General features: G+C 50.2%; 18 protein-coding genes. 7 read left to right on the forward strand and 11 right to left on the reverse strand.

From position 1 onward, the window contains the following. Window positions 1–231: 231 nt before the first annotated feature. From Q366_RS02655 to Q366_RS02665, 3 genes are all read left to right on the forward strand, one after another. Complete coding sequence (locus Q366_RS02655) at window positions 232–1,458, forward strand: argininosuccinate synthase (RefSeq protein ID WP_035236042.1); 1,227 nt, start codon at window positions 232–234, stop codon at window positions 1,456–1,458. A gap of 184 nt (window positions 1,459–1,642) precedes the next feature. After that, window positions 1,643–4,858, forward strand: coding sequence for a PAS domain S-box protein (locus Q366_RS20700; protein ID WP_169742920.1), 3,216 nt, complete (start codon window positions 1,643–1,645; stop codon window positions 4,856–4,858). 80 nt (window positions 4,859–4,938) lie between these two features. After that, on the forward strand, window positions 4,939–5,892 hold the full coding sequence (locus Q366_RS02665; protein ID WP_035236046.1) for a radical SAM protein: 954 nt from the start codon (window positions 4,939–4,941) through the stop codon (window positions 5,890–5,892). Here Q366_RS02665 and epmA read toward each other — a convergent pair. From epmA to Q366_RS02680, 3 genes are read right to left on the reverse strand one after another with little or no spacing between them, the layout of a single operon-like run. Continuing rightward, window positions 5,889–6,782: an EF-P lysine aminoacylase EpmA gene (epmA, locus tag Q366_RS02670; protein ID WP_245619848.1), complete on the reverse strand. Its 894-nt coding sequence runs from the start codon at window positions 6,780–6,782 to the stop codon at window positions 5,889–5,891. The two genes, Q366_RS02665 and epmA, sit on opposite strands and share 4 nt — an antisense overlap. Window positions 6,783–6,824: 42 nt before the next feature. Continuing rightward, entirely contained in the window at window positions 6,825–8,141 is a 1,317-nt protein-coding gene (locus tag Q366_RS02675) for a histone deacetylase family protein (RefSeq protein WP_035236049.1), read from the reverse strand. Window positions 8,142–8,151: 10 nt separating this feature from the next. Next, entirely contained in the window at window positions 8,152–9,846 is a 1,695-nt protein-coding gene (locus Q366_RS02680; protein ID WP_035236051.1) for a hydantoinase/oxoprolinase family protein, read from the reverse strand. 174 nt (window positions 9,847–10,020) lie between these two features. Here Q366_RS02680 and Q366_RS02685 point away from each other — a divergent pair, with 174 nt between their 5' ends. Beyond that, window positions 10,021–10,743, forward strand: coding sequence for an enoyl-CoA hydratase/isomerase family protein (locus Q366_RS02685; protein WP_035236052.1), 723 nt, complete (start codon window positions 10,021–10,023; stop codon window positions 10,741–10,743). 28 nt (window positions 10,744–10,771) lie between these two features. Here Q366_RS02685 and Q366_RS02690 read toward each other — a convergent pair whose 3' ends face one another. The 7 genes from Q366_RS02690 to lpxC all read right to left on the reverse strand — a co-directional run bounded on the left by Q366_RS02690 (window position 10,772) and on the right by lpxC (window position 18,067). After that, window positions 10,772–11,662, reverse strand: a complete 891-nt coding sequence (locus Q366_RS02690; protein ID WP_035236054.1) for a selenium metabolism-associated LysR family transcriptional regulator — start codon at window positions 11,660–11,662, stop codon at window positions 10,772–10,774. 23 nt (window positions 11,663–11,685) lie between these two features. After that, entirely contained in the window at window positions 11,686–12,210 is a 525-nt protein-coding gene (gene coaD / locus Q366_RS02695) for a pantetheine-phosphate adenylyltransferase (RefSeq protein ID WP_035236055.1), read from the reverse strand. Then, complete coding sequence (gene rsmD, locus Q366_RS02700) at window positions 12,164–12,775, reverse strand: 16S rRNA (guanine(966)-N(2))-methyltransferase RsmD (protein WP_035236056.1); 612 nt, start codon at window positions 12,773–12,775, stop codon at window positions 12,164–12,166. The genes coaD and rsmD overlap by 47 nt, the downstream gene beginning before the upstream one ends. Window positions 12,776–12,788: 13 nt before the next feature. After that, window positions 12,789–14,177, reverse strand: a complete 1,389-nt coding sequence (locus tag Q366_RS02705; protein WP_035236058.1) for a sigma-54-dependent transcriptional regulator — start codon at window positions 14,175–14,177, stop codon at window positions 12,789–12,791. Between the two features lie 32 nt (window positions 14,178–14,209). Then, window positions 14,210–16,432, reverse strand: coding sequence for an ATP-binding protein (locus Q366_RS02710; protein WP_035236060.1), 2,223 nt, complete (start codon window positions 16,430–16,432; stop codon window positions 14,210–14,212). Window positions 16,433–16,582: 150 nt separating this feature from the next. Further along, window positions 16,583–17,170 (reverse strand): DUF4390 domain-containing protein, encoded by a 588-nt coding sequence (locus tag Q366_RS02715; RefSeq protein ID WP_035236062.1) that lies wholly within the window; start codon window positions 17,168–17,170, stop codon window positions 16,583–16,585. Between the two features lie 27 nt (window positions 17,171–17,197). Beyond that, window positions 17,198–18,067 (reverse strand): UDP-3-O-acyl-N-acetylglucosamine deacetylase, encoded by an 870-nt coding sequence (lpxC, locus tag Q366_RS02720; RefSeq protein ID WP_035236063.1) that lies wholly within the window; start codon window positions 18,065–18,067, stop codon window positions 17,198–17,200. Between the two features lie 91 nt (window positions 18,068–18,158). Here lpxC and Q366_RS02725 point away from each other — a divergent pair, with 91 nt between their 5' ends. The 3 genes from Q366_RS02725 to Q366_RS02735 all read left to right on the forward strand — a co-directional run bounded on the left by Q366_RS02725 (window position 18,159) and on the right by Q366_RS02735 (window position 20,623). Beyond that, window positions 18,159–19,706: a YifB family Mg chelatase-like AAA ATPase gene (locus tag Q366_RS02725; protein ID WP_035236065.1), complete on the forward strand. Its 1,548-nt coding sequence runs from the start codon at window positions 18,159–18,161 to the stop codon at window positions 19,704–19,706. 327 nt (window positions 19,707–20,033) lie between these two features. Next, window positions 20,034–20,231, forward strand: coding sequence for a hypothetical protein (locus Q366_RS02730; RefSeq protein ID WP_035236067.1), 198 nt, complete (start codon window positions 20,034–20,036; stop codon window positions 20,229–20,231). Further along, complete coding sequence (locus Q366_RS02735) at window positions 20,231–20,623, forward strand: type II toxin-antitoxin system death-on-curing family toxin (RefSeq protein WP_084691678.1); 393 nt, start codon at window positions 20,231–20,233, stop codon at window positions 20,621–20,623. The genes Q366_RS02730 and Q366_RS02735 overlap by 1 nt, the downstream gene beginning before the upstream one ends. A gap of 240 nt (window positions 20,624–20,863) precedes the next feature. On the opposite strand, the gene Q366_RS02740 is transcribed toward Q366_RS02735, so the two are convergent. Further along, window positions 20,864–22,012 (reverse strand): LuxR C-terminal-related transcriptional regulator, encoded by a 1,149-nt coding sequence (locus tag Q366_RS02740; RefSeq protein ID WP_035236071.1) that lies wholly within the window; start codon window positions 22,010–22,012, stop codon window positions 20,864–20,866. Between the last annotated feature and the right edge of the window lie 141 nt (window positions 22,013–22,153).

The following is a 22,153-nucleotide window of genomic DNA, read 5'->3' on the forward strand; positions in this document are numbered from 1 at the left end:
ATTTGGCCTGGGCCGGGAAAGGCCTTGGGAGAGTATACCCTGGCGGCAACATTGATGCCTTGAAGCTGAAATCTTAACGACGTCTGCAACGCCGGGGGTAAATTACATGGCGATTGCCCTATGTGCTTGACTGTTATCTGTTTTTTTGCGTTAATACCTTGTGTTTGAAGTAACCTAGGACCGTAAAATAACATTTTCGGCCAAATACCCAATGAATTGAAGGAGTTTTTAATGGCAAAGGAAAAAGTGGTTCTGGCGTATTCAGGTGGACTGGATACCTCGGTCATTCTCAAATGGCTGCTGGAACAGGGGTACGAAGTATTTGCATACATGGCTGACATCGGCCAGGATGAAGATTTTCAGGCCGCAGAACAAAAAGCCCTTAAAATCGGTGCGTCAAAAGTGTTTATCGAAGATATGAAAAAAGAATTTGTCACCGATTATATATTCCCCGTTTTTAAGTCAAATACGGTTTACGAAGGCCGCTATCTTTTAGGTACAGCCATTGCCCGTCCCATCATTGCCAAAAAGCAGATTGACATTGCAAAGCAAGTGGGGGCCCGGTATGTGTCCCACGGCGCCACAGGCAAAGGAAACGACCAGGTTCGGTTTGAGCTCTCCTACTATGCCCTGAATCCGGCCATCAAAGTCATTGCACCGTGGAAAAACCCGGATTTTCTCAATGCCTTCCAGGGCCGTTCCGACCTTCTGGCCTATGCGGAAAAACACGGGATTCCCACCAAGCAGACCGCAGCCAAGCCGTATAGCGAAGATGATAACCTGCTGCACATTTCCCATGAAGCCGGGATTCTTGAAGACCCCGGCGCAGTATGCGATGAAAGCATCTATTCGCGTACCGTATCCCCGGAAAAGGCCCCGGATATCCCCACACGCATCACCATTGCATTCAAAAACGGAATTCCGGTCAAAGTGAAAAACCTGGAAGACGGCACTGAAAAAACAGATGCCCTGGAATTGTTTTTATATCTGAACCAGCTGGGAGCGCAGAACGGCATAGGCCGCCTGGACATGGTGGAAAACCGGTTTGTGGGCATCAAATCCAGGGGGGTTTACGAGACACCGGGCGGTGCCATTCTGCACGAGGCACACAAGGACATTGAAGGCATTGCCATGGACCGTGAAGTCATGCGTCTCCGGGATATGCTGGCACCCAGGCTCGGGGAACTGGTTTACTACGGCTTCTGGTTCAGCCCTGAAATGGAATTTCTCATGGCAGCAATGGACAAAAGCCAGGAACTTATTGACGGCGAAGTGACCCTGAAACTGTTCAAAGGGGTGGCCTATCCGATCGCCAGAACCTCCCCCTCTTCCCTGTACAACCAGAACCTGTCCTCCATGGATATCACCGGCGGCTACAACCAGGAAAACGCCGAAGGCTTCATCCGCGTCAACGCCATCCGCCTGATGGCCCACAGGGGCATCACCGGCAAAAACTAAAAAATGTTTTAAACTTCGGCACGGCCTTTTTGCCGTGCCGAAGTGTTTGTTTATACCGCTCCGGTTAATTTCCCATGATTGGACAAGGAGAACAAAAATGAAATCTCCCTCCCACCCACAAAACCAGCGAAACAATCACTGCGAAAAAAAACGATCCTGTATTTTGCGTTTAGAACTGGCCATAATGATATTTTCGATCGTATTGCTTGCACTGATGGCGGTATGCGCCCCAAAGCACCTTTCAGCGGCCCCCCCGGATAAGGCGGTTTTCCTGACCAGGGAAGAACGCCTCTGGCTTGGGGCGCATGACGGTGGCATCCGTTTTGCGCCGTCGCCGGCATATGCGCCGGTCTGCTTTTGTGATGCCGGTGGCCGGTTCCAGGGAATCACCATGGACTACGCACGGCATATGGAAGCCACATTTGGATTCAGATTCAAAATAGTTGTTTGTGAAAGCTGGGACGAGATCATGGAAAAGGCCCGGGCAAAGGAAATCGATGTAATCGGTAATATCCAGCGCACCCAAGAGCGGGCCCAATATTTGCGCTTCACAGAGCCGTATCTGACAATCCCCAATGCCATCATCACAAGAAAAGATGTGAAGCGGTCATTGTCGCTCGAAACCATGTCCGGGATGCGGATCGCCGCTGTCGAGGGATACGCCACGGTGGCCTATATAGAAAAGAACTTACCCAAAATCGGCCTCATGCTTGTTCGCGACAACCTCGAGGGGTTACAGGCAGTATCATTTGGCAGAATAGACGCCATGGTGACCGACCTGGCAACAGCATCCCACACAATTGACCACCACGGCATCACAAATCTTAAAATGGCGGGGACAGTACCGGAATTCACCTGGCACCTGTCATTCGCCAGCCGCCGGGATTGGCCGATGCTCAATCAAATTCTTGCAAAAGGCCTGAAATCTGTTCCCCCCGGAGAGCGGCAGAAGATCCGGCACCGATGGATATCCATTGAAGCCCCCCCACCGCTCTATCGGGACAAACGCTTCTACGGCGCTGTGGGGATGACTCTGCTGTTTGGGTTTCTGATATGCCTTGTCTGGACACGGGCACTCCAAAGGATGGTGTCCAGGCGTACCAATGAGCTGCACCTGAGCGAGATGCGTTATCGAAGCATATCCGAGGATATGCCCGTACTGATCTGCCGTTTTCTGCCCGGCGGTGAATTGACCTATGTCAATGAGGCGTATAGCAGATATTTCGGCAAGACAGCTGAAACGCTGTTAGGCTCCTCTTTTTTGTCACTCATACCCGGAGAAGACCACGAACAGGTTAAGGACAATTTATCCTCCCTGACGGCCGAATCTCCGGCCCAGTCCCACGAGCACAAAGTGTTTACTCCGGATGGCGAAATCCGCTGGCAGCGATGGACCAACCGAGCCCTGTTTGACGCCGGGGGAAAGGTCGTGGCGTTTCAGTCCATTGGCGAGGACATCACCGAATGGAAGCGGGCTATGGAACGACTCTCCTATGTCATCCAGGGCACCAATGTGGGCACATGGGAATGGAACGTGCAAACCGGCGAGACAATATTCAACGAGCGCTGGGCCGATATTATCGGCTACACCCTGGATGAAATATCGCCCGTATCCATCGATACGTGGATGAAGTTCTGTCACCCCGACGACCTGAAAGAATCCAACCGGTTGCTGCAGGCGTGTTTCGACGGCCGGACCGAGTATTATGAATGTGAATCCCGGATTCGCCATAAAAGCGGCGAGTGGATATGGATACTTGACCGTGGAAAAATCATCACCTGGACCCAGGACGGCAAACCCGAATGGATGTACGGCACACGCCAGGATACCACCGGGCGTAAGCAGGCCGAGGCCCGTCTCAGAGCGAACGAGGCAAAGCTGCGTCTTATGATCGAACAATCTCCCCTAGGTGTCTGCATAAATGAGCTGGATGGCACGTTTATCTCAGCAAATCCAGCATATGAAACACTCACAGGGTACACAGAAGAAGAGCTTAAAAAACTCACCTTCTTTGATATGATGCATCCCGATGACCGGCCCGAAAACAGGCGTCTTTTCCATGGTATGACCTTTAAAGAGACGGCCAGTTTCCCTATGGAGAAAAGGTATATCCGCAAGGATGGCTCTGAGATCTTTGTAATCATTCATGCCGGACCGATTTGTGATCCTTCGGAGTCACCTCTGTTTGGGCTGGCGCTTGTTGAAGACATCACAGAGCGGAACAAGGCAAAGGAAGAGCGTGAAAAACTTCGGGAACAGCTATCCCAGGCCCAGAAGATGGAAGCTGTCGGGCGCCTGGCAGGCGGTGTGGCCCACGATTTCAACAACATGCTGACCATTATTCTCGGCAACACGGAGATGGCCATGGAATACGTAGATCCTGGGCAACCCGTTCATGCGGATCTCAAAGAGATCAAAAAAGCGGCCGAGCGCTCCACCGACCTGGTCCGGCAACTGCTGGCCTTTGCCCGTAAACAGACGGTCTCGCCCAAAGTACTCGACCTGAACACAACCGTGGCGGGCATGCTCAAAATGCTGGAGCGGCTCATCGGCGAGGACATTGATCTGGCCTGGGTGCCGGGGCATGGGGTGTGGCCGGTCAAGATCGACCCCGGCCAGATCGACCAGATCCTGGCCAACCTGTGTGTCAATGCCCGGGACGCCATTGCAGGCGTGGGCAAGATGACCATTGAAACGGGCAACACGACATTTGATGATGCCTACTGCGCCGTTCACGCGGGTTTTATGCCCGGGGAATATGCGATGCTGGCCGTGAGCGACAACGGTTGCGGTATGGATGCCCAAACCCTGGACAATGTCTTTGAACCCTTTTTCACCACCAAAACCCAGGACAAAGGCACCGGCCTGGGCCTGTCCACAGTATATGGCGTGGTCAGGCAAAATCAGGGCTTCATTAACGTCTACAGTGAACCGGATCAGGGAACGACTTTCAGAATATATCTGCCGCACCACCGGGACAAGGCAGACCCATTGCCGGCCCCAAGGCCGCAGATACCGGCCGGGGGTGGCCATGAAACCATCCTGCTGGTGGAAGACGAGCCCTCGATCCTGAAAATGACCACCAGGATGCTCAAGAGAAAGGGGTATACCTTGATCGCAGCCGGCACCCCGGGCCAGGCCATTGAACTTGCCCATACACACAAGGGAGAGATCCACCTGCTCATGACCGATGTGGTTATGCCCGAAATGAACGGCCGGGACCTGGCCGAAAACATTTATAATCACTATCCCAATCTCAAGTGTCTGTTCATGTCAGGATACACGGCCAACGTGATCGCGCACCACGGCGTCTTGGACGAGGGCGTCAACTTCATCCAGAAACCGTTCTCAATGGGTGACCTGTTTGTCAAAGTGCGGGAGGTGCTGGAGAAAAAATAAGTGTACAAAAATAGTCCATGAAAAATGAAAAATAAAATCATTCAAATGAATCTCAACGTTGCATGCATACAAGGAGTTCCATGAGATATAAACATATATTCGGCCCGGTCCCTTCAAGGCGCCTTGGGCTCTCCCTGGGTGTGGATCTTGTCTGTCACAAAACCTGTACCCTGGATTGTATTTACTGCGAGTGCGGACCGACCACCAACCTGACCCATGAGCGAAGGGAATATGTTCCCTTTGATGAAGTCAAAGCAGAACTTGCCCATTACTTTAAAAATCATCCTGACCCGGACTATGTGACATTTTCAGGTTCGGGAGAGCCCACCTTAAGTCCGGATATCGGCAGGGTTATTGCGTTTATCAAAGAAAAAAAAGCAAAGATCCGGGTAGCTGTACTGACCAATGCCACCTTGCTGTCCGACCCCGCCGTCAGAAAGGATCTTAGCAGGGCCGATCTGGTCATGCCGTCCCTGGATGCCGTGACGCCCGGGACCTTTAAAAAGATCAACCGGCCAGCCGGACAGATTGATATCCATAACGTGATTGACGGACTCAACGCGTTTGCGGACTCTTTCCAGGGAGAACTGTGGCTGGAGGTGTTTATCCTGCCCGGGATCAACGATGCCAAAACAGAACTTGAAACCCTGGGAAAAATCATCCGGGACATCAACCCTGCCCGGGTTCAACTCAATACCCTGGACCGGCCCGGGGCTGTAACAGGGCTTAAACCCGCTTCGAAACAGGACCTGGACCGGGTGGCCCGGATTATTGATGCGGCCAATATGGAGATCATTGCCCGTGTAAAGGATCTGGCATCAGGTGATCATATCAGCGACGACAAGATGGAAGCCATGGTCATGGAAACCATTCACCGCCGCCCCTGCACCGTGGATGACCTGGCTGGGGCCTTGAACCTTGAAAAAGAAAAACTTGAAATTTTGATAAAACAGCTGATCCTGGAGAATAAAGTTGAATCTGTCCTTCAGGAGCGGGGCATGTTTTACCAGACCATAAAAGATCCCCGGGGTTAAAGCCGCTCGGGCGGGAAAGCCACAACCTGTTCAATATCCGGGGCATCGCAGAACAGCATGGCAAGACGGTCCATGCCAAGGGCAATGCCGGCAGCGGGCGGCATCAAGGCAAGGTCGGATAAGAACTTTTCAGGCACCGGCAGTTTTGTCTTACCCTGGCTGGTGCGCAGGTCATTTTCCGTTTCAAACCGTTTTCTCTGGAGTTCAGGGTCGGTCAGCTCCGTGAATCCGTTGGCCAGTTCAATGCCTGCGACATACAGTTCAAACCGTTGGGCCGTATCCGGTTTTCCAGGATGGGCCGCAGAAAGACTGGCCATGGATATGGGATAATCATAGAGGAAGCAGGGACGGGATATGCCCAGATGGGGTTCAATATCAAAACTGATAATCTCATCAAAGCGCCCGGTATCCAGGGCCTGGTTCAAAGAGACACTGGAAAATCGCTCAAACGCCCGGGCAACCGAAACCCGCTCAAAGGCACCTGCCAGGTCCAGGGATGCGCCCTGGTAGACCAGGCGTCCCGGTGTGCCCACGCCTTGTGCAATATGGCGCAAAAGCCCCTGGCACTGATCCATGAGATCTTCATATGTCCTATGGGCCGCATACCACTCAAGAAGTGTCAGTTCAGGTAAATGGCGCTGACCGCGTTCACCCTGGCGAAAGCATTTGCAGATCTGAAAGATTTTGTCTGCGCCCCGGGCCAGAAGCCGTTTCATGCACAGTTCCGGTGAGGCCTGAAGATATGCGCCCTGGGATCTCACCGGGTCAATATGGGCTTCGGGAATGATTGATGGGCACCGAAGCGGGGTTTCCACCTCGAAAAAGTCCATGGAATGGAAAAAATCCCTTGTCAATTCGCTGACAAGGGATCTTTTTTTTAAATTTTCCAACCATTGGAAATGTGTCATCTTTTTGTGATTCGGGGGCAGGATCTATTGTTTGATCTCATACAAATCCGTTGTCCGGTCCTGGAGATAGATGCGCTGGTACCTGGTCTTATCTGCCTGTTCATAAAATTCATAACCCTGCTCCCGGCACGCCTTGCAGGCATTGATGGGAATATGAACACCCAGAACATGATGACCTGGCACGGCCTTGGAATCCACCTCAAAACTGCCGCCGCAATCCCTGCAGACCCGGATTTTTTCTTTCTGGCGGTCAAAAATATTATCTGTGTCATAAAAGACTTCCCGGTGGCGGATGATAATCTGCCCGGGTTCGCCGGCGGCTTCTCTCATTTCATACCGCTGACCCCAGTAGGTCATGATCTGGTCGCAGACCTTTTTAATTTTATCCGTAACACTCACCGACTGCTTGAGCTTTTCCGGATTATAATCCGGTTCCACCACGCCGGAATAATCAATACCTGCCATGGCAAGGATAATACCCAGGTTGACATAAGGCAGGGCACCTTCAATGGCGTATCCCCCTTCAAGGACCGCAATGTCCGGCTTAAGCATGGCGGTCAGACGCGCATACCCCTGGGCCGAAAAATTCATATTGGTCAAGGGGTCAGTGTAGTGGTTGTCCTGGCCGGCGGAATTCACCACAAGATCAGGCTTGAATGCCTCAAGTACCGGCAGCACACAATTTTCAATAACATAGAGATACCCTTTGGTGGAAGTCCCCGGGGGAAGCGGGATATTCAAATTGGAGCCCTTGGCATTTGGACCGCCCAGTTCACCGGGAAAGCCTGTGCCCGGATACAGGGTCCGTCCGTCCTGGTGCAGCGAGATAAACAGCACATCAGGATCATGCCAGAAAATATCATTGGTGCCGTCTCCGTGGTGGCAGTCGGTATCAATGATGGCAATACGTTTGACCCCGAACTGGGAACGGATATATTCCACCATGACCGCTTCGACATTGATATGACAGAATCCCCGGCCTCCGTGGGTCACCCGCATGGCATGATGTCCCGGAGGTCTGACTAGGGCAAAGCCGTTTTTGACCTCTTTTAACATAACGGCATTGGCAATGGCCTTGGCACCGCCTGCAGATATCAGATGATGGGATTCGGTTGTAACGGTATGTTCATCAGGCACACAGAAATGGGCCCGTTGTAAATCTTTGGGCGTCACAATTTCAGGTTTGTACTCTATGATTCCGGGTATATCAAAAACCCCTTCTTCGGAAACCTGGTCCTGGGTATACAGAAGCCGCTCTTCCCTTTCCGGATGGGTGGAGTCAATGGCCCAGTCAAATGCAGGAAAAAAGACCAGCCCGGTTTTATGAGATGCGTTTAACATGGTATCCCCTTTAATTTCCTTGCGCCTGCTGGTTAAGCATTGATTCATACCCATGTATCAGGCCGGGTTTAAGCTGAATTTTAGTCCGGAGAATTTTTCCCCTGGGAGAAAAATTGCGCACAATATTAAATTCCTGGAATTCCACCACTTCCACTTCGTTGAGATTGTCAGGATCAGCCCCTGCATTTTCCGCCTTGTCCTTAAGCAGGCTGTAAGCGGTCTCCTCCAGATCTTCCCGGGAAAAGGATTTGGAAACAGGCTCGGCAAAATCCTCTTCATGGGCGGTTACCACGCCCTGCTCTGTGTCTGCATTCACCGTGACCTCACAGGTGGTCCTGGCAAGGGCCGCGCCAATGGCATTTGCCACTGAAGCATAGGGAACCGCAATGGTTTCAAGCTGATACATATCCTGGATCTTCTCGGCGAAAAATCTGGCCGGCCCGCCCATGAGAAGAATCGTGTCCGGGCTGAACTTGTACCCTTCAAGAAAATCATGGACCGTATAAACGGGCTTGGCATTCAACGTATCGATCATCTCAAAGGTTTTTTTCAAAATAATGTTGCAGCAGATTTTAAATATATGTTCCGCAGCCTGTTTTTCTTCCATGCCCAGCTGATCTGCAATGGACTTTATACCCTGCCGGGCCCGGTCCTGGTCCCCTGCTTCCATGAGCCCTAAAACCACCAGGGCGTCCGTGGGTGTAGGCACAGGCCCGCCAAAGGCCATGGCCGGCCCTATACGGTCCGGTCCCACCATAAGCTCGCTTTTTTCATTGACCCTTAGGGCCGAGTCGCCGCCAATGCCTTTGGAATCGGTTCGCAGGGACCGAATCAGACTTCTGTATCCCCCGCGCTGGATGCCCACGGGCTCAAGCAATGGGGTTTTATCCACCAGGAATGCAATATCCGTGGTGGTGCCGCCGATATCAAGGACAACGGCATCCTGGCCTTCGGGGGCATAGGGAATCGCCCCCATGATGCTGGCTGCAGGTCCTGATAAAACCGTCTGGGCCGGAAACGCCATTGAGGCGCCCAATGTCATGGTCCCGCCGTCAGCCTTTAGAATCTGAATGGGTACGGTAAGCCCCATTTCCTCAAGGGATTGCTCAACGGCCTGGAAAAAATCTTTGTGCAGGGGATATACGGCCGCGTTCATGTGGGTGGTGGCAATGCGCCGGGGAAAATTGAGATTGCCGGAAACATGGTGACCCAGAAAAATCTGTTTAAACTGTTTGTTTAATATCCGCTTGATCAAAATTTCATGGGAAGGATTTCGGACACAGAATTTACTGACAACTCCCACATACTCAATGCCGGCCTTTTTGAGCGTTTCACCCACAGCCTTAATTTCCATCTCATTGATCGGCTCTATTTCCCGGCCGCGGTGGTTGATGGAGCCGCCCACGGCATAATAGTGATCCCCGGTTCTGAAACTTTGAGGATCTATTCCCGGTCCGGCCGAAACAATCATGCCCACAGGTGTTACGGTCTGCTGGACAATGGCGTTGGTGGTCAGGGTGGTGGAGATGACAACCCGCTCAATACGTCCCGGATCAACGTTTTCAAGAATCAAAGTAAAACCTGAAAGAACGCTTTTAAATAAATTGTCCGGCTGGGTGGGCACTTTTACATGTTTTTGAACACCCTTTCTGCTCAGAAAAACAACGTCTGTGTGTGTGCCTCCGACATCTAGTCCTAAAATCATGGCGTCTTCCTTGGCATAACGATTTTCGCCGAAATATACGGTATTCGGAAAGCTTGTCAGAAATCGATTAGCTTGTCAATGAAGTTTTAGCCCCTTGAAATATGCAATTTTTTAATTTATCTTCCGAAAATTATGTTTATTTCTCTAAATCTTTTTTAATTAACAGGACTCGTTATGGCCGTTGTCAAATGGAAAAAACAAGATACTGTGGCAATCGTTTCGATGTGTAATGCTGCCAACCGGATGAACAAAATTTTTGCACAGGATTTGACCCTGTGTCTTGATCAGGTAGAAGCAGATACCCAGGTGAAAGCCATGATCCTTACCGCCACGGATGAAAAAAACTTTTCCCAGGGTGTTGATGTGGAATGGATCGGTGAAAGATTGGCTGCCAAACAAAGACAGGATGTCATTGACTTCATGTATGGAATGAACGATGTGTTCAAGCGCCTGCTGCTTTTCCCCCTGCCTGTGATTGCTGCCATCAACGGCCATGCCTTTGGCAACGGTGCCATTTTAAGCTGTGCCTGCGATTTCAGGTTCATGAGAAAAGATAAAGGATTTTTTTGTTTTCCTGAAGTGGATGTCCGCATTCCCCTTCTGCCCGGCATGGTCGCTTTGGTACGCAAGGCTGTACCCGAATACATGTTCAATCATATGCTGCTGTCCGGCCGGCGTATGACCGCAGGGGATCTTGGGACGTCCAATGTGCTTGTCAAAGCCTGTGAAAACCAGGAAGAACTGATGACGGACGCCATGGCATTTGCCGCAGGGTTTGACAAAAAGCGCGGTATTTTCCGGGAACTGAAAAAAAGAATTCACCGGGAACTGATTCAAATCATGGATGAACAGGACCCTGAATTTATTGATACGCTGAACCTGTTTGCCACCGAATGATATAATCAGATTTAGACCTGGTCCAGGCTTAGATCTGGTCCTTTAAAAACTGAATAAATTTTTCACATATGGGGGACCGGGTTCTCTTCCGGGACAGGGTCAGATAAAAATTTCTGGACAGGTCAAGGTCTTCAACACTCAGGGCATGCAGCCGCCCCTTGGCCAGTTCCTCAGTCACGGCAATGGTGGAGAGAATCGAGATGCCCACATTGTTGAGAATGCCCTGAATGACAGAAACACAATTGCCCATGGTCACGGCAGGCGCCAACCGGGATACGTCAACCCTGGCCTTTTCCATGCTGGCGATAACGGTTTTCCAGGTACCTGACCCCTGTTCTCTGGCAATGAGCGGCTGGGACAGCACTGCCTTGCAGGTCACACTTGTCCTGTGTGCCCATTCATGACCGGCGGGCACGACCAGTTTCATTTCATCTTCAACCAGTTTCTCCTGGACAATATCGGGATCACTGGTCCTTGCCCCTACCACGCCCAGTTCCAGTTCACCGTCTTTGACCGCCCGGGTGATCTGGCCGGTATCCCCGACCGTCATAAAGATGGATACATCCGGAAAAGCGGTTTTAAATGCCCCGATCATTTTGGGGAGGATATACCCGGCGGGAATGGTTGATCCGCCGATGAGCAGCTGTCCTTTGGTATGCCCTAAAAAATCCAGCATGGCGGACTGGGTTTCCTGTTTCAGCGCCAGCATCTGTTTGGCATAGCCATACAGGATCGCACCGGCCCGGGTGGGTTCGGTCACCTTGCCCAGCCTGTCCAGCAGGCGGCATTGGAAATGCGTCTCCAGTTCCTTGATATGGGTGGACACTGTGGGCTGAGATAAATGAATCAGTTCTGACGCTCTGGAAAAACTTTTCTGCTCAACCACGGAAACAAAAATATGAAGCTGCCACAAGTCCACGTTTATATATCCTTAAATAGGTATCAGGTCACTGTCCGGGCAAATTTCTCCTTCACCCTGCGTTCCACGGTTTCGGGAACCATATCCGAGATGTCTCCGCCAAACCGGGCCACCTCCTTAATGATGGACGATGAGGTAAAAATCCAGCGCAATCCGGTCATAAGAAAAACCGACTGGACATCCCTGTTGAGCTTTCTGTTCATCAGCGCCATCTGAAATTCATTGTCAAAATCAGAGAGCGCCCGCATGCCCCGGATAATGGCCACCGCCTTTTTCATTCTGGCATATTCAACAAGAAGCCCATCAAAGGTCTCCACCTCAATCCTTGCAGAGTCCACCTCCACCAACGGGTCCTGGAAACATTCCCCGATTATGGAGATACGCTCCTCCGGAGAGAACAACGGTTTTTTTTTAGACGGATTGTGCAACACCCCCACGATCACATGGTCAAAAATTTCCTGGGCCCGTCTGATGACATCAAGATGTCCGTTTGTCAGGGGGTCAAAGGAACCGGGGTAGATGGCAATTTTCCGTTCTGGGGCAGTCATACGTATCCTTGTCGTCTGTGGCGGATTTCCGCCAAAATGTAAGAGTTGTCCTTGAGTATTTTTTTTCCAGGTATTTGTCAAGGCTGTTTAGGGGATTGTTAAGGGTTTCTTTGGCAGACTGTTCCACAATGAGAATTGCCCCGGGTGCAAGGAGTTCTGAAAATCCAGGTTTTCCAAGCACCTGTCCGGGATACCCTTTATTGTACGGGGGATCCATGAAAATCAGATCAAAGGGTTGATGGAATACCGGCAAAGACGCGTTAACCAGGTCATGGCAGATAATCCGGGCCTGATCCGCCATCCGGCACAATTCAATGTTCTGTTTGATCACATCGCAGGAAGACCGGGCCGCATCCACAAACACGGCGGATTCCGCCCCACGGCTCAAGGCCTCAAGCCCCAAGGCGCCGGTACCGGCAAACATGTCCAGCACCCTTTTTGCCCGGATACCGGGGCCGAGGATATTGAACATCGCTTCCCTGACCCGGTCCGAGGTGGGACGGATATCCTTTCCCTGGATCTGAACCAGTTTTCTGCCACGGCAGGCACCACTGATAATACGCATCAGTTAATCCGCATCAGCTTTTAGATATTCTTTTTTTGACAAAATTCAGGCTTGTTCCCATATGTTTGGCAGCGGCCTGGAGATCCCCGTTCATCCGATCCACCCTGGAACGGATAAATTCCGTTTCAAAGGCTGCTTTTGCCTGGTCCAGTTTTTCCATGATAAAAATCCGGGTAAGCACGTCATCTGTTTCGGGCAAGGTTTCAATTCCAGGTTTGTAGGGCCCGGGGTTGTAGGGCCCGGGGTTGTAGGGCCCGGGGATATCATTTTTCCCGATAACCTGACTTTCCACCATAATGGATAAGCGCTCCATCAAATTTTTAAGTTCCCTGACATTTCCCTTCCAATGCCATTGTTTTAAAATCTCAAGGGCCTCCGCGGACAGCGTTTTCCTGGGCGCAGATGATCTTTCAGCCAATTGACTTAAGAAAAAATCCACCAGTATGGGGATGTCTTCGATTCTTTCCCTTAGGGCCGGCACATGAATCGGTATGACATTGAGCCTGAAAAACAGGTCTTCCCTGAACCGGCCTTGTTTGATTTCCGCTTCAAGATCTTTGTTGGATGACGCGATCACACGCACGTCCATGTTCAGGGTACGGCTGGAACCGATACGCTGAAAGGTTTTGGATTCCAGGGCCCGCAGCATTTTGGCCTGGGTACTGGTACTCATATCTCCGATTTCATCCAGAAACAGGGTTCCGCCTGCTGCCAGTTCAAATTTGCCCCTGTTTTTTGCTGTGGCCCCTTCAAAGGCCCCTTTCTCATGGCCGAACAATTCGGGTTCCAGGTGCGCTTCGGGTATGGCCGCACAGTTGATAATGATAAATGGACCTTCGGGACGTGTACTGAACTGGTGAATGGTGCGGGCCACCATCTCCTTGCCCGTGCCATTTTCACCCGTGATCAGGATTGAGGTATCTGTGGGTGCTGCGGCCATAATTTCGCCGTAAAGTTTCCGGACTGCCGGGCTTGTGCCGGTAATGGAATTTTTTTCAATGGCTTTCTTGCGGAGGTACCGGTTCTCTTCCTCAAGTTTTCTGAAATTCAGGGCATTGTTGATGGTGAGTATGACCTTGTCAATGGATAACGGTTTTTCCAGGAAATCAAAGGCACCGGATTTGGTGGCATCCACGGCAGATTCAATGGAGCCGTGGCCTGTGATCATGACCACCGGCAGGCTGGGGTGATGCTGTTTGATCTCTTTGAGGGTGTCAATGCCGTCCATGCCCGGCATCCAGATGTCCAGCAGCACAATGTCCGGGGAATGGGAGTCAATTTTTTTAAGGGCTTCATATCCGTTGAATGCATGCATGACTTCGAATCCGTCATCGGAAAGAATACCTTCCAGGGAATCAATAATGGTGGATTCGTCATCAACAATCAGGACTGCCGGGTACATATTAAATCCTTTCTATATTTTAATGTTTGCCATCAAAGCCCTTCGGCAGGCAGTTCAATGATAAACTTGGCGCCCCGGGGCTGATTGTCCTGGACCCGGATCACGCCGTTGTGGTCTGAAATAATGGAGTTTACAATGGCAAGCCCAAGTCCCATGCCCGTTTTCTTGGTGGAGAAATAGGGTTCAAACAGCTTGGTCTTTTCCTTGTCTGAAATACCCTTTCCATTGTCTGCGATTTCAATGCGGACGATTTTAAGAATGGGGTCATAGGAGAGGTCAATCTCAATGGAGCCTTTTTTGTTCATGGCATAAACCGCATTGTCAATAAGATTGATAAAGGCCTGCTTCATGTGCTGATGATCCAGCTTCAAGGTGGGGATATTGTCCTTGAACCGGGTCTGGATGTCCACCTGTTCCAGCCCTTCCTTATACAGGGCAACGCTTTCAAGAATAATATTTTCAATGCGGGCCGAAACAAAATTAGTATCCGGAAATTTGGCAAAGGCGGCAAACTGGTTCACCAGGTTCCGGATCAGGTCAACATGCTCCACAATGGTGTCGGCACACCTGCTGAAGACCTCATCATCAATGGTTTTGCCGTATTTTCGTTTAAGGCGCTGGGCAGACAGCTTAATGGGGGTTAACGGATTTTTCACCTCATGGGCAATGCGGCGGGCCACCTCCCGCCAGGCCACTATGCGCTGGGCCCTTTCAAGTTCCGTCACATCATCAAATACCAGTACAGCCCCCAGATTCTGGCCGGTATCGTCCTTGAGCGTGGTACAATTCAATGAAAAATGCTTGGGGACCCCGGCCACAGTGGCGGAGACAGGAATCTTGAAATGGGTACCCCCCTGCTCTGCCTGTTCAAATATCTTGCTGGCCAAAGCCAGGTATTCTTCTGTGAGGACTTTTTTAAGATTTTTATTAAGGATATCATGGCTGTTAAGATCCAGCATGGACTCGGCAGCCTTGTTCATGGTGGTGATCGTCCCCTCATTGTCAATGGAGACAACACCGGCAGAAATATTTTTTAAAACAATCTCAATGTACTGGCGGCTTTTTTCCAGTTCAACATTCTGCTGTTTGAGCATGCTTTCGGACAGGGCGATCTGCCGGCGGCCCTCGGCGAGCTGACGGGTCATGGAGTTGAAACTTTCAATCAGGGTACCGATCTCATCATCGGTCTTGAACTCGATCTGGTATTCCATGTCACCGTCTATGATCCGCTGGGTGCCCTCGGCAAATTTCATAATGGGAATGGTAATGGACTTGGCAATATGGAAGCCAAACCACACCGCACAGAAAACAACAAGAAGCGCCACAATGGACAAGGCAATGTAGTAGGAAATCTGGGCCGGTCTCTTTGTCAGTTTGAGCTGGTGGTACTCTTCCACGCCTTTGAGAATGGATTTTAAATTCTCAGACAGATCCGGGGTCATCAGGGTGGTGATCACAATAAATCCGGCAGCCTTGTCCGGTGCCACCTCAAAGGGGATGGTGCATACGGTGCGTAAAAACTCCCCCTGGTCCATGGTCTGGTAAACGGCGTGGCTGGTACTGCCATCCGGGATGCTCCTTAATTCCGTGGTGGTCAGCAGCCCAAAATGCATGTTTTCCAGTTCGCTGGCTAAAGAGAGGCTTACCCGCTGGGCATCTGGGGTGTAGACCTCTACGGCGTGGCGGTTAAAGGCCCGCTGGATCACCTGGGTATACCGGGTGAGTTTTTCCTGGTTTTCAGGCTTGAGCAGATCCCGGGAATGAATCTGAAACGCCCCTCTTTTGGCAAAAAAGGCATTTTTTTCTTCAATATAATCATACAGGGTCTGTCCCACCGCCAGAGAGGCGTCCAGGGTCTGCTCCACAGGGGCATTGAACCAGAAGGCAATGGAGGTGGAGATAAACTGGATGGAAAAAAAGAAAAGCACGGTGGTGGGCAAAAGGGCCAGCACAACAAAAGCAATGGTCAGGCGGGTTTTTATTTTGGAACCCAGGATGCTATTTTTTCTCTCATAGTAGAGTTTGGCAAGATTCCTGAAAACCAGCAGCAGAAGGGTAAGCAGCAAAAGCAGGTTGATGTTTATCAAAATGAACATCAGCACGGTGGATGACAGGGGCAACCCCGTATCAAACGGCGCGATGCGGGTTTCAAGCACCGTCAGAACCCCCACGGCCAGAATAAGGCATAAAATGGCAACGCCTTCTCTTTTCCGGCCGGAACGTTTTCGTCCTGTATTCTGGGGTATCTGGGTCATAGAGGCCTTTTATAAGAAACTAGAGACAAGAAACAGTAAACAAGAGGGTGAAGTGCCTGGGGCGCCCCTTTTAGCCTGCATTGTTGGTGTCTTTAGTTGCATTGTTTGTTGTGGGCACGATTAATGGACGTTCAAGGCGGCCCATGGCTGTTAATAGGTAAAATTAATCACATACCAGTCTGTTTCAAAATCCCAGTAAGAGACAAAGAAAAAAACATAGTGCAGCCACAGGGGCAACGTGACTTTTTCAAGTTCAGCCTTGATCCGGATCTGGTACTTGTCCCCTTTTACCAGCTGGTTAAGGGGCACCACCTTCAGGTTATCAATTTCGGTCATCCAGGTCTTTGCCGCATCAAAGGATTTTGTGATCAGCGGCGGGTCATCCTTCCACTTGCAGACAACCGCATATTCCTGTTTCATGGAGTTGTATTTTATTGTTGCACCGGTTCTGATATCAATGATCTTCTTGTCAAACAGGCTGTTTGACGTTTTGTACAAGGTTACATAGAAGGTAAACGAGGTGGAAATGCCATTCTCAATGGCCTGGGTGTTTTTTTCATTAAAGGCATTTTCCACCTTGAAATAAGCAAGCAGATCATCCCGGGTATTGGCCAGTTTGATATGGGAGAGACGCGCATCGTCATGGGCAAGGGCGATTACCGGGGCAATAAAAAGAATGCCCGTGATAAAAAAAACAACAGCACATAAAAATCTTGTCCCCGCACCTTTAATCATCATTTAATTATCATTGGCATTGAGTTCTGATCAGCGCTTTGCCGGGCCTGTTTCCCAGGCCTGCTTTTCATCAAGAAATTTTTTTATAAACAGGTGGTTCAGGTGATGCCCGGATTTATGGGTGATGATATGCCCTTGAATAGGCATTCCCAGAAGAGAAAAATCCCCAAGGCAGTCCAGCAGTTTGTGCCGGACAAATTCATCCGGATACCGCAGCCCCCCCTTATTCAAAATTTTATTTTGGTCAATCACAATGGCATTGTTAAGGCTTCCGCCCCTGCCAAGGCTGAATTTTTTCAACAGTTCAAGATCTTTCACAAACCCAAAGGTCCGGGCCCCGCAGATCTCCTGCTCAAAGTTATTTTCCGCCCTGTCATAGACAATTTTCTGCAGGCCGATAAGCGGATGGTCAAATTCAATGGTGCAGGAAATTTTGAAACAGGATTCCGGTTCCACCCGGACCCATTTATCTCCCTGGGTGATTTCTATGGGTTTGTTCACGATAAAAAGGTGTCTGGGTTTCTCTTGCTCCACCAGGCCCACGGCGGTTATCGCCCGGGTAAACTCCCTGGCTGACCCGTCCATGATGGGGATCTCATAATCGTCCACCTCCACCAGGGCATTGTCAATGCCAAGGCCTGCAAAACTTGCCATCAAATGTTCAATGGTGGAAACAATGGCGCCATTGCCTCCGATAACCGTGGCAAGGCTGGTATCCACCACCAGTTTGAAAAGGGCAGGAATATCAGGGGTACCGGGAAGATCAAGGCGCCGGAATTTAATGCCGTGGTTCTCCTCGGCCGGCCGGATGGTCAGGTTTATCTTCTTACCCGAATGGACACCTGTCCCCGAAAGGTTCACCTTTCCGGCGATGGTTTGCTGATTATAAAAACGGTTCATTGTCTATTCCAAAGTGTCTGACTACTACCTATAAAACGTGGTATATATAGCTGATTTAAAAATACAAAGCAAAACAAATGAGAAAAATATTATGATCGCAAAAATGAATTCCTGCGCAGTAAACGGATTTGAGGCCATTGTTGTGGATGTTGAAGTGGACATCACACTGGGGTTGCCGGTATTCAACATGGTGGGACTGGCTGAGGCCGCTGTCCGGGAAAGCCGGGACAGGGTCCGGTCTGCCCTGCAGAATGCCGGATATGCCTTTCCCATGGACAGGGTGGTGGTGAACCTTGCGCCTGCGGATTTTAAAAAAGAGGGTACAGGCCTGGACCTTCCCGTGGCTTTGGGGATTCTTTGTGCCCAGGGTTTATTCCAGGCATCTGCCGCCGCATCCTGGCTGTTTGCCGGGGAACTGTCCCTGGACGGGCACCTGCGGCCGGTCAAGGCTGCACTGCCCTTTGCCCTGGCCGCCCGGGACAATGGATTTAAAGGCATTATCCTGCCCAAAGAAAATGGTGCGCAAGCAGCGCTTGTCAAAGATATTGAGGTACTGGCCCCGGGCCATATCGCCCAGGTGGTGGATTTTCTGGCAGGAAAGGCAACTCTTTCGCCCCTGGAACCGGACCTGTCCATGCTTCTTGAGAGCGATGAAACCGAACGGGAAAACGATTTCTCCCATGTCCGGGGCCAGACCCATGTAAAACGGGCCATGGAAGTGGCGGCAGCAGGCCATCATCATATCCTGCTCAACGGTCCGGCAGGATCCGGGAAAAGCCTGATGGCCAAATGCCTGTCCGGGATCATGCCGGAACCATCCTTTGAAGAGGCCATGGAAATCGCCCGGGTCTATTCGGTGGCCGGGGTGGCCCGGGAACCGGGTCAACCCCTGGGCGCACGGCCTTTCAGGTCCCCCCACCATTCCATTTCCGATGCCGGGCTTGTGGGCGGCGGCACCGTGCCCAAACCCGGGGAAATCACGCTGTCCCATAACGGCGTACTGTTTCTGGATGAGTTACCCGAATTCAGGCGCAGTGTGCTGGAGGTTCTGCGCCAGCCTATAGAGGAGGGCGTCATCACCCTGGCCCGGGCCAATGCCAAGGCCACCTATCCATGCCGGTTTATGCTGGCAGGCGCCATGAATCCCTGCCCCTGCGGCAATCTCACCAATCCGGACAGGGAATGCACCTGCACCCCGGCAAAAATTGAGCAGTACAAAAACAAAATCTCAGGCCCGCTCATGGACAGGATGGACATTCTTGTGGAGGTTCCCCGGCTGTCATTTAAGGAAATGACGGCAGACGGGCTTGGTGAGTCTTCCAAATCCATCCGGAAACGGGTGGAAAAGGCCCGGAACATCCAGGCCCTTCGGTTTAAAAAAGCCGGGACAACCTGTTTTTCCAATGCAGACATGGGTCCCAAATTATTACAGCAGTTCTGTCCGCTTAATGCCCAAAGCCGCCGGGTGGTTGAACAGGCCATGAAACAGTTTAACCTGTCCGGCCGGGCCTATGCCTCCATATTAAAACTTGCCAGGACCATCGCTGATCTGGCAGATGCACCCGATATACGCAAACCCCATGTTCTTGAGGCGATTCAGTACAAACGCCTGGACCAGGCCCGGGACGACGTTAGCTGATGCGATTCCCCACAGGGCAATCGCATTCAACTTGTCTGCCGTTTCATATCAATTTCGAATGGCTCATAGGGATTGAATTATTGCATTGTCCGGCCAGGGGTGTTTATCTCCAATATAATTGAATTTAAAAATTATTATCCAGATCCGTGTAACCGTCAAAATTTCATGTTATCCCGTTAGATACGTGGACATGAAGAATAAACTGAAACCACTGATCAACTTGTTCACATTGGACAAGCCAGTGAGTTAAACATTATGTGCCTTAAGGTTGATGCGTCACCTTGATTCGTATAAGATAGAGCTGTCTGAAACAAGGAGAAAATAACAATGACTACGATTACCCTCGATATTGACGAATCAAAAGCGGCTATGCTTCAAGAAAAAGCCCAGAAATATGGATTAGCATTAGATCAATTTGTCAAAATGTCAATTGAAGACATTATAGCTTTTCCTGACTCTAAGTTTGAAGCTGCAATGAAAAAAGTTCTTATTAAAAATGCTGAACTATACAATCGTCTGGCATAATGCGCTTTCTTACACTTATTGAAACATTGAATTTGCATGAAGCTGTAATAAAATCTTCAGGTGGCACAATGGGGATACGTGATATTGGCGCATTAGATTCGGCTATAGCCCAACCTCGGATGACTTTTAATGAGACAGAACTTTATCCTGATATCGCTTCAAAGGCTACTGCGCTGTGCTTTTCAATTGTCATGAACCACCCTTTTGTTGATGGCAATAAGAGAGTCGGACATGCCGCAATGGCAATTTTTTTAGAACTGAATGGTTTCAAAATTGTAGCTGATGTGGATGAACAAGAGGAGCTGATGATTAATTTAGCCGCTGGTAAGGCGACCCGCCAGCAACTAAAAGATTGGGTAGATGAACACATAACGAATAAGGTTAGATTGTGAGAGCGGAGCGAACCACAATCTGAACCGTTTGTTCAGAAAGCATGAACGGACCGGTCGACCGTTGGGAAAAACAACTTTTGTAAAACAATTGGAGACTATTTTAGACAGACGTCTCAGGCCGAAAAAGGCTGGTCGAAAGAAAAATAGGTAAGGTGTCCCCGGATTTTGCCGGATTTTGCGGATTTTAACGCACATGGAAGCGGTTGACTCAAACGCCTTGAGCCTTGGATTTAAAATCGGTTATGGGTTGTGATGGCTGCAATGCCCCTGTTTTTCCCTTACACATTTAATTGCGGCCTCAAGCTGATCCCGTCGGGGGGATGGGGTCCGGCAGGTATTTAAAACGTAATAGGCGGTCTGCAGCACTTGGGAGATACGGGGTTTTTGGGGCAGGGTATGAATATCCAGATATTTATCCAGCGTTTGGGTCCGCCGCCATCCATTGTGGTCGGAATAGACGCTCCATATTTTGGACTCCTCCGCCAGGTCCGCCTTTGTACGGCCGGTGGATTCCACCCAGTAATGAATAGTCCGGTTCATCAGATCAACAATACGTTCAGGCAGCGATGCAGGAGTCTTTTTTTGAACAATCCGGTTCCGGGCAGGGTCTGAATCAAGACATGAATCTTTGATTAACGCTGTGGCATCATTGATATCCGAAGCGTTGAGTTTGCTAAAAATTTTTTTGAGATAATGGTCTGCCGTTTCTTGACTGATGCCCAGCCCGGCGACAATCTGCCCGGTGTCCTCTCTTTTTGATATCCGCTTTAACACATCAATTTCCTGCTCGGACAATATTTTTTTGAGAAGTTTTTTTTTGACTTGTTCCACCGTCAATATGGCTTCCCCGGAGACAACGTCGATACATGAGATATTGCCAAGGGTTTCCATATTCTGGTCCGGGGAGAGTTCAAAGAGCATCATGCTGAGCCAGACGTCGCCCCTATCAGTCAATTCAAGCGTAATGTTCTGGTAGTGGACGCGGATCATTTTATTATGGTCGTTTCGCATCCGGTATTCCGCGATCACCTTGTAATTTTTGCGCTGATCAACCGGGAGGCCGGACACGTATTCCCAAACAAAGGCGGATCCGTTTATCATGATCATGGCATCAACCGGAATCAGCCGGTTTAAGGGATAGGCCAGTTTTTCCCGGTAAACGTTTTCAGGATCGAATCCAAAGTAATTAAAAAATTTGTCGGAAAGATAGAGAAAGTCATTTTTTACATAGTCCCAGACGATGGTAATCAAATTTCCCGTTGATTCCATCTGTTCCCAAAAGGACCGCAAGCCGTCCGCTTTTGAGTAATCAGGAGCGGATGCAAAAGAGGGGTTCCCGCGTCTGTCCAGCACCAGTTCCCTGATTGCTTTTTCTACAGCCTTAGACATGCATTCCTCTCTAAAAACCCCCTCTTTATGGAAAATATTTCATAAAGAATAGGAACTTCCTTTTTGTCTGGCAAGGTATAGCAAATCATGACAAGATCATCAAGATCCTGAAATATGGCCTATTGCCTGATGCCCAATCAC

Origin of the sequence: Desulfobacter vibrioformis DSM 8776 (assembly GCF_000745975.1) — a bacterium.
Classification (GTDB): domain Bacteria; phylum Desulfobacterota; class Desulfobacteria; order Desulfobacterales; family Desulfobacteraceae; genus Desulfobacter; species Desulfobacter vibrioformis.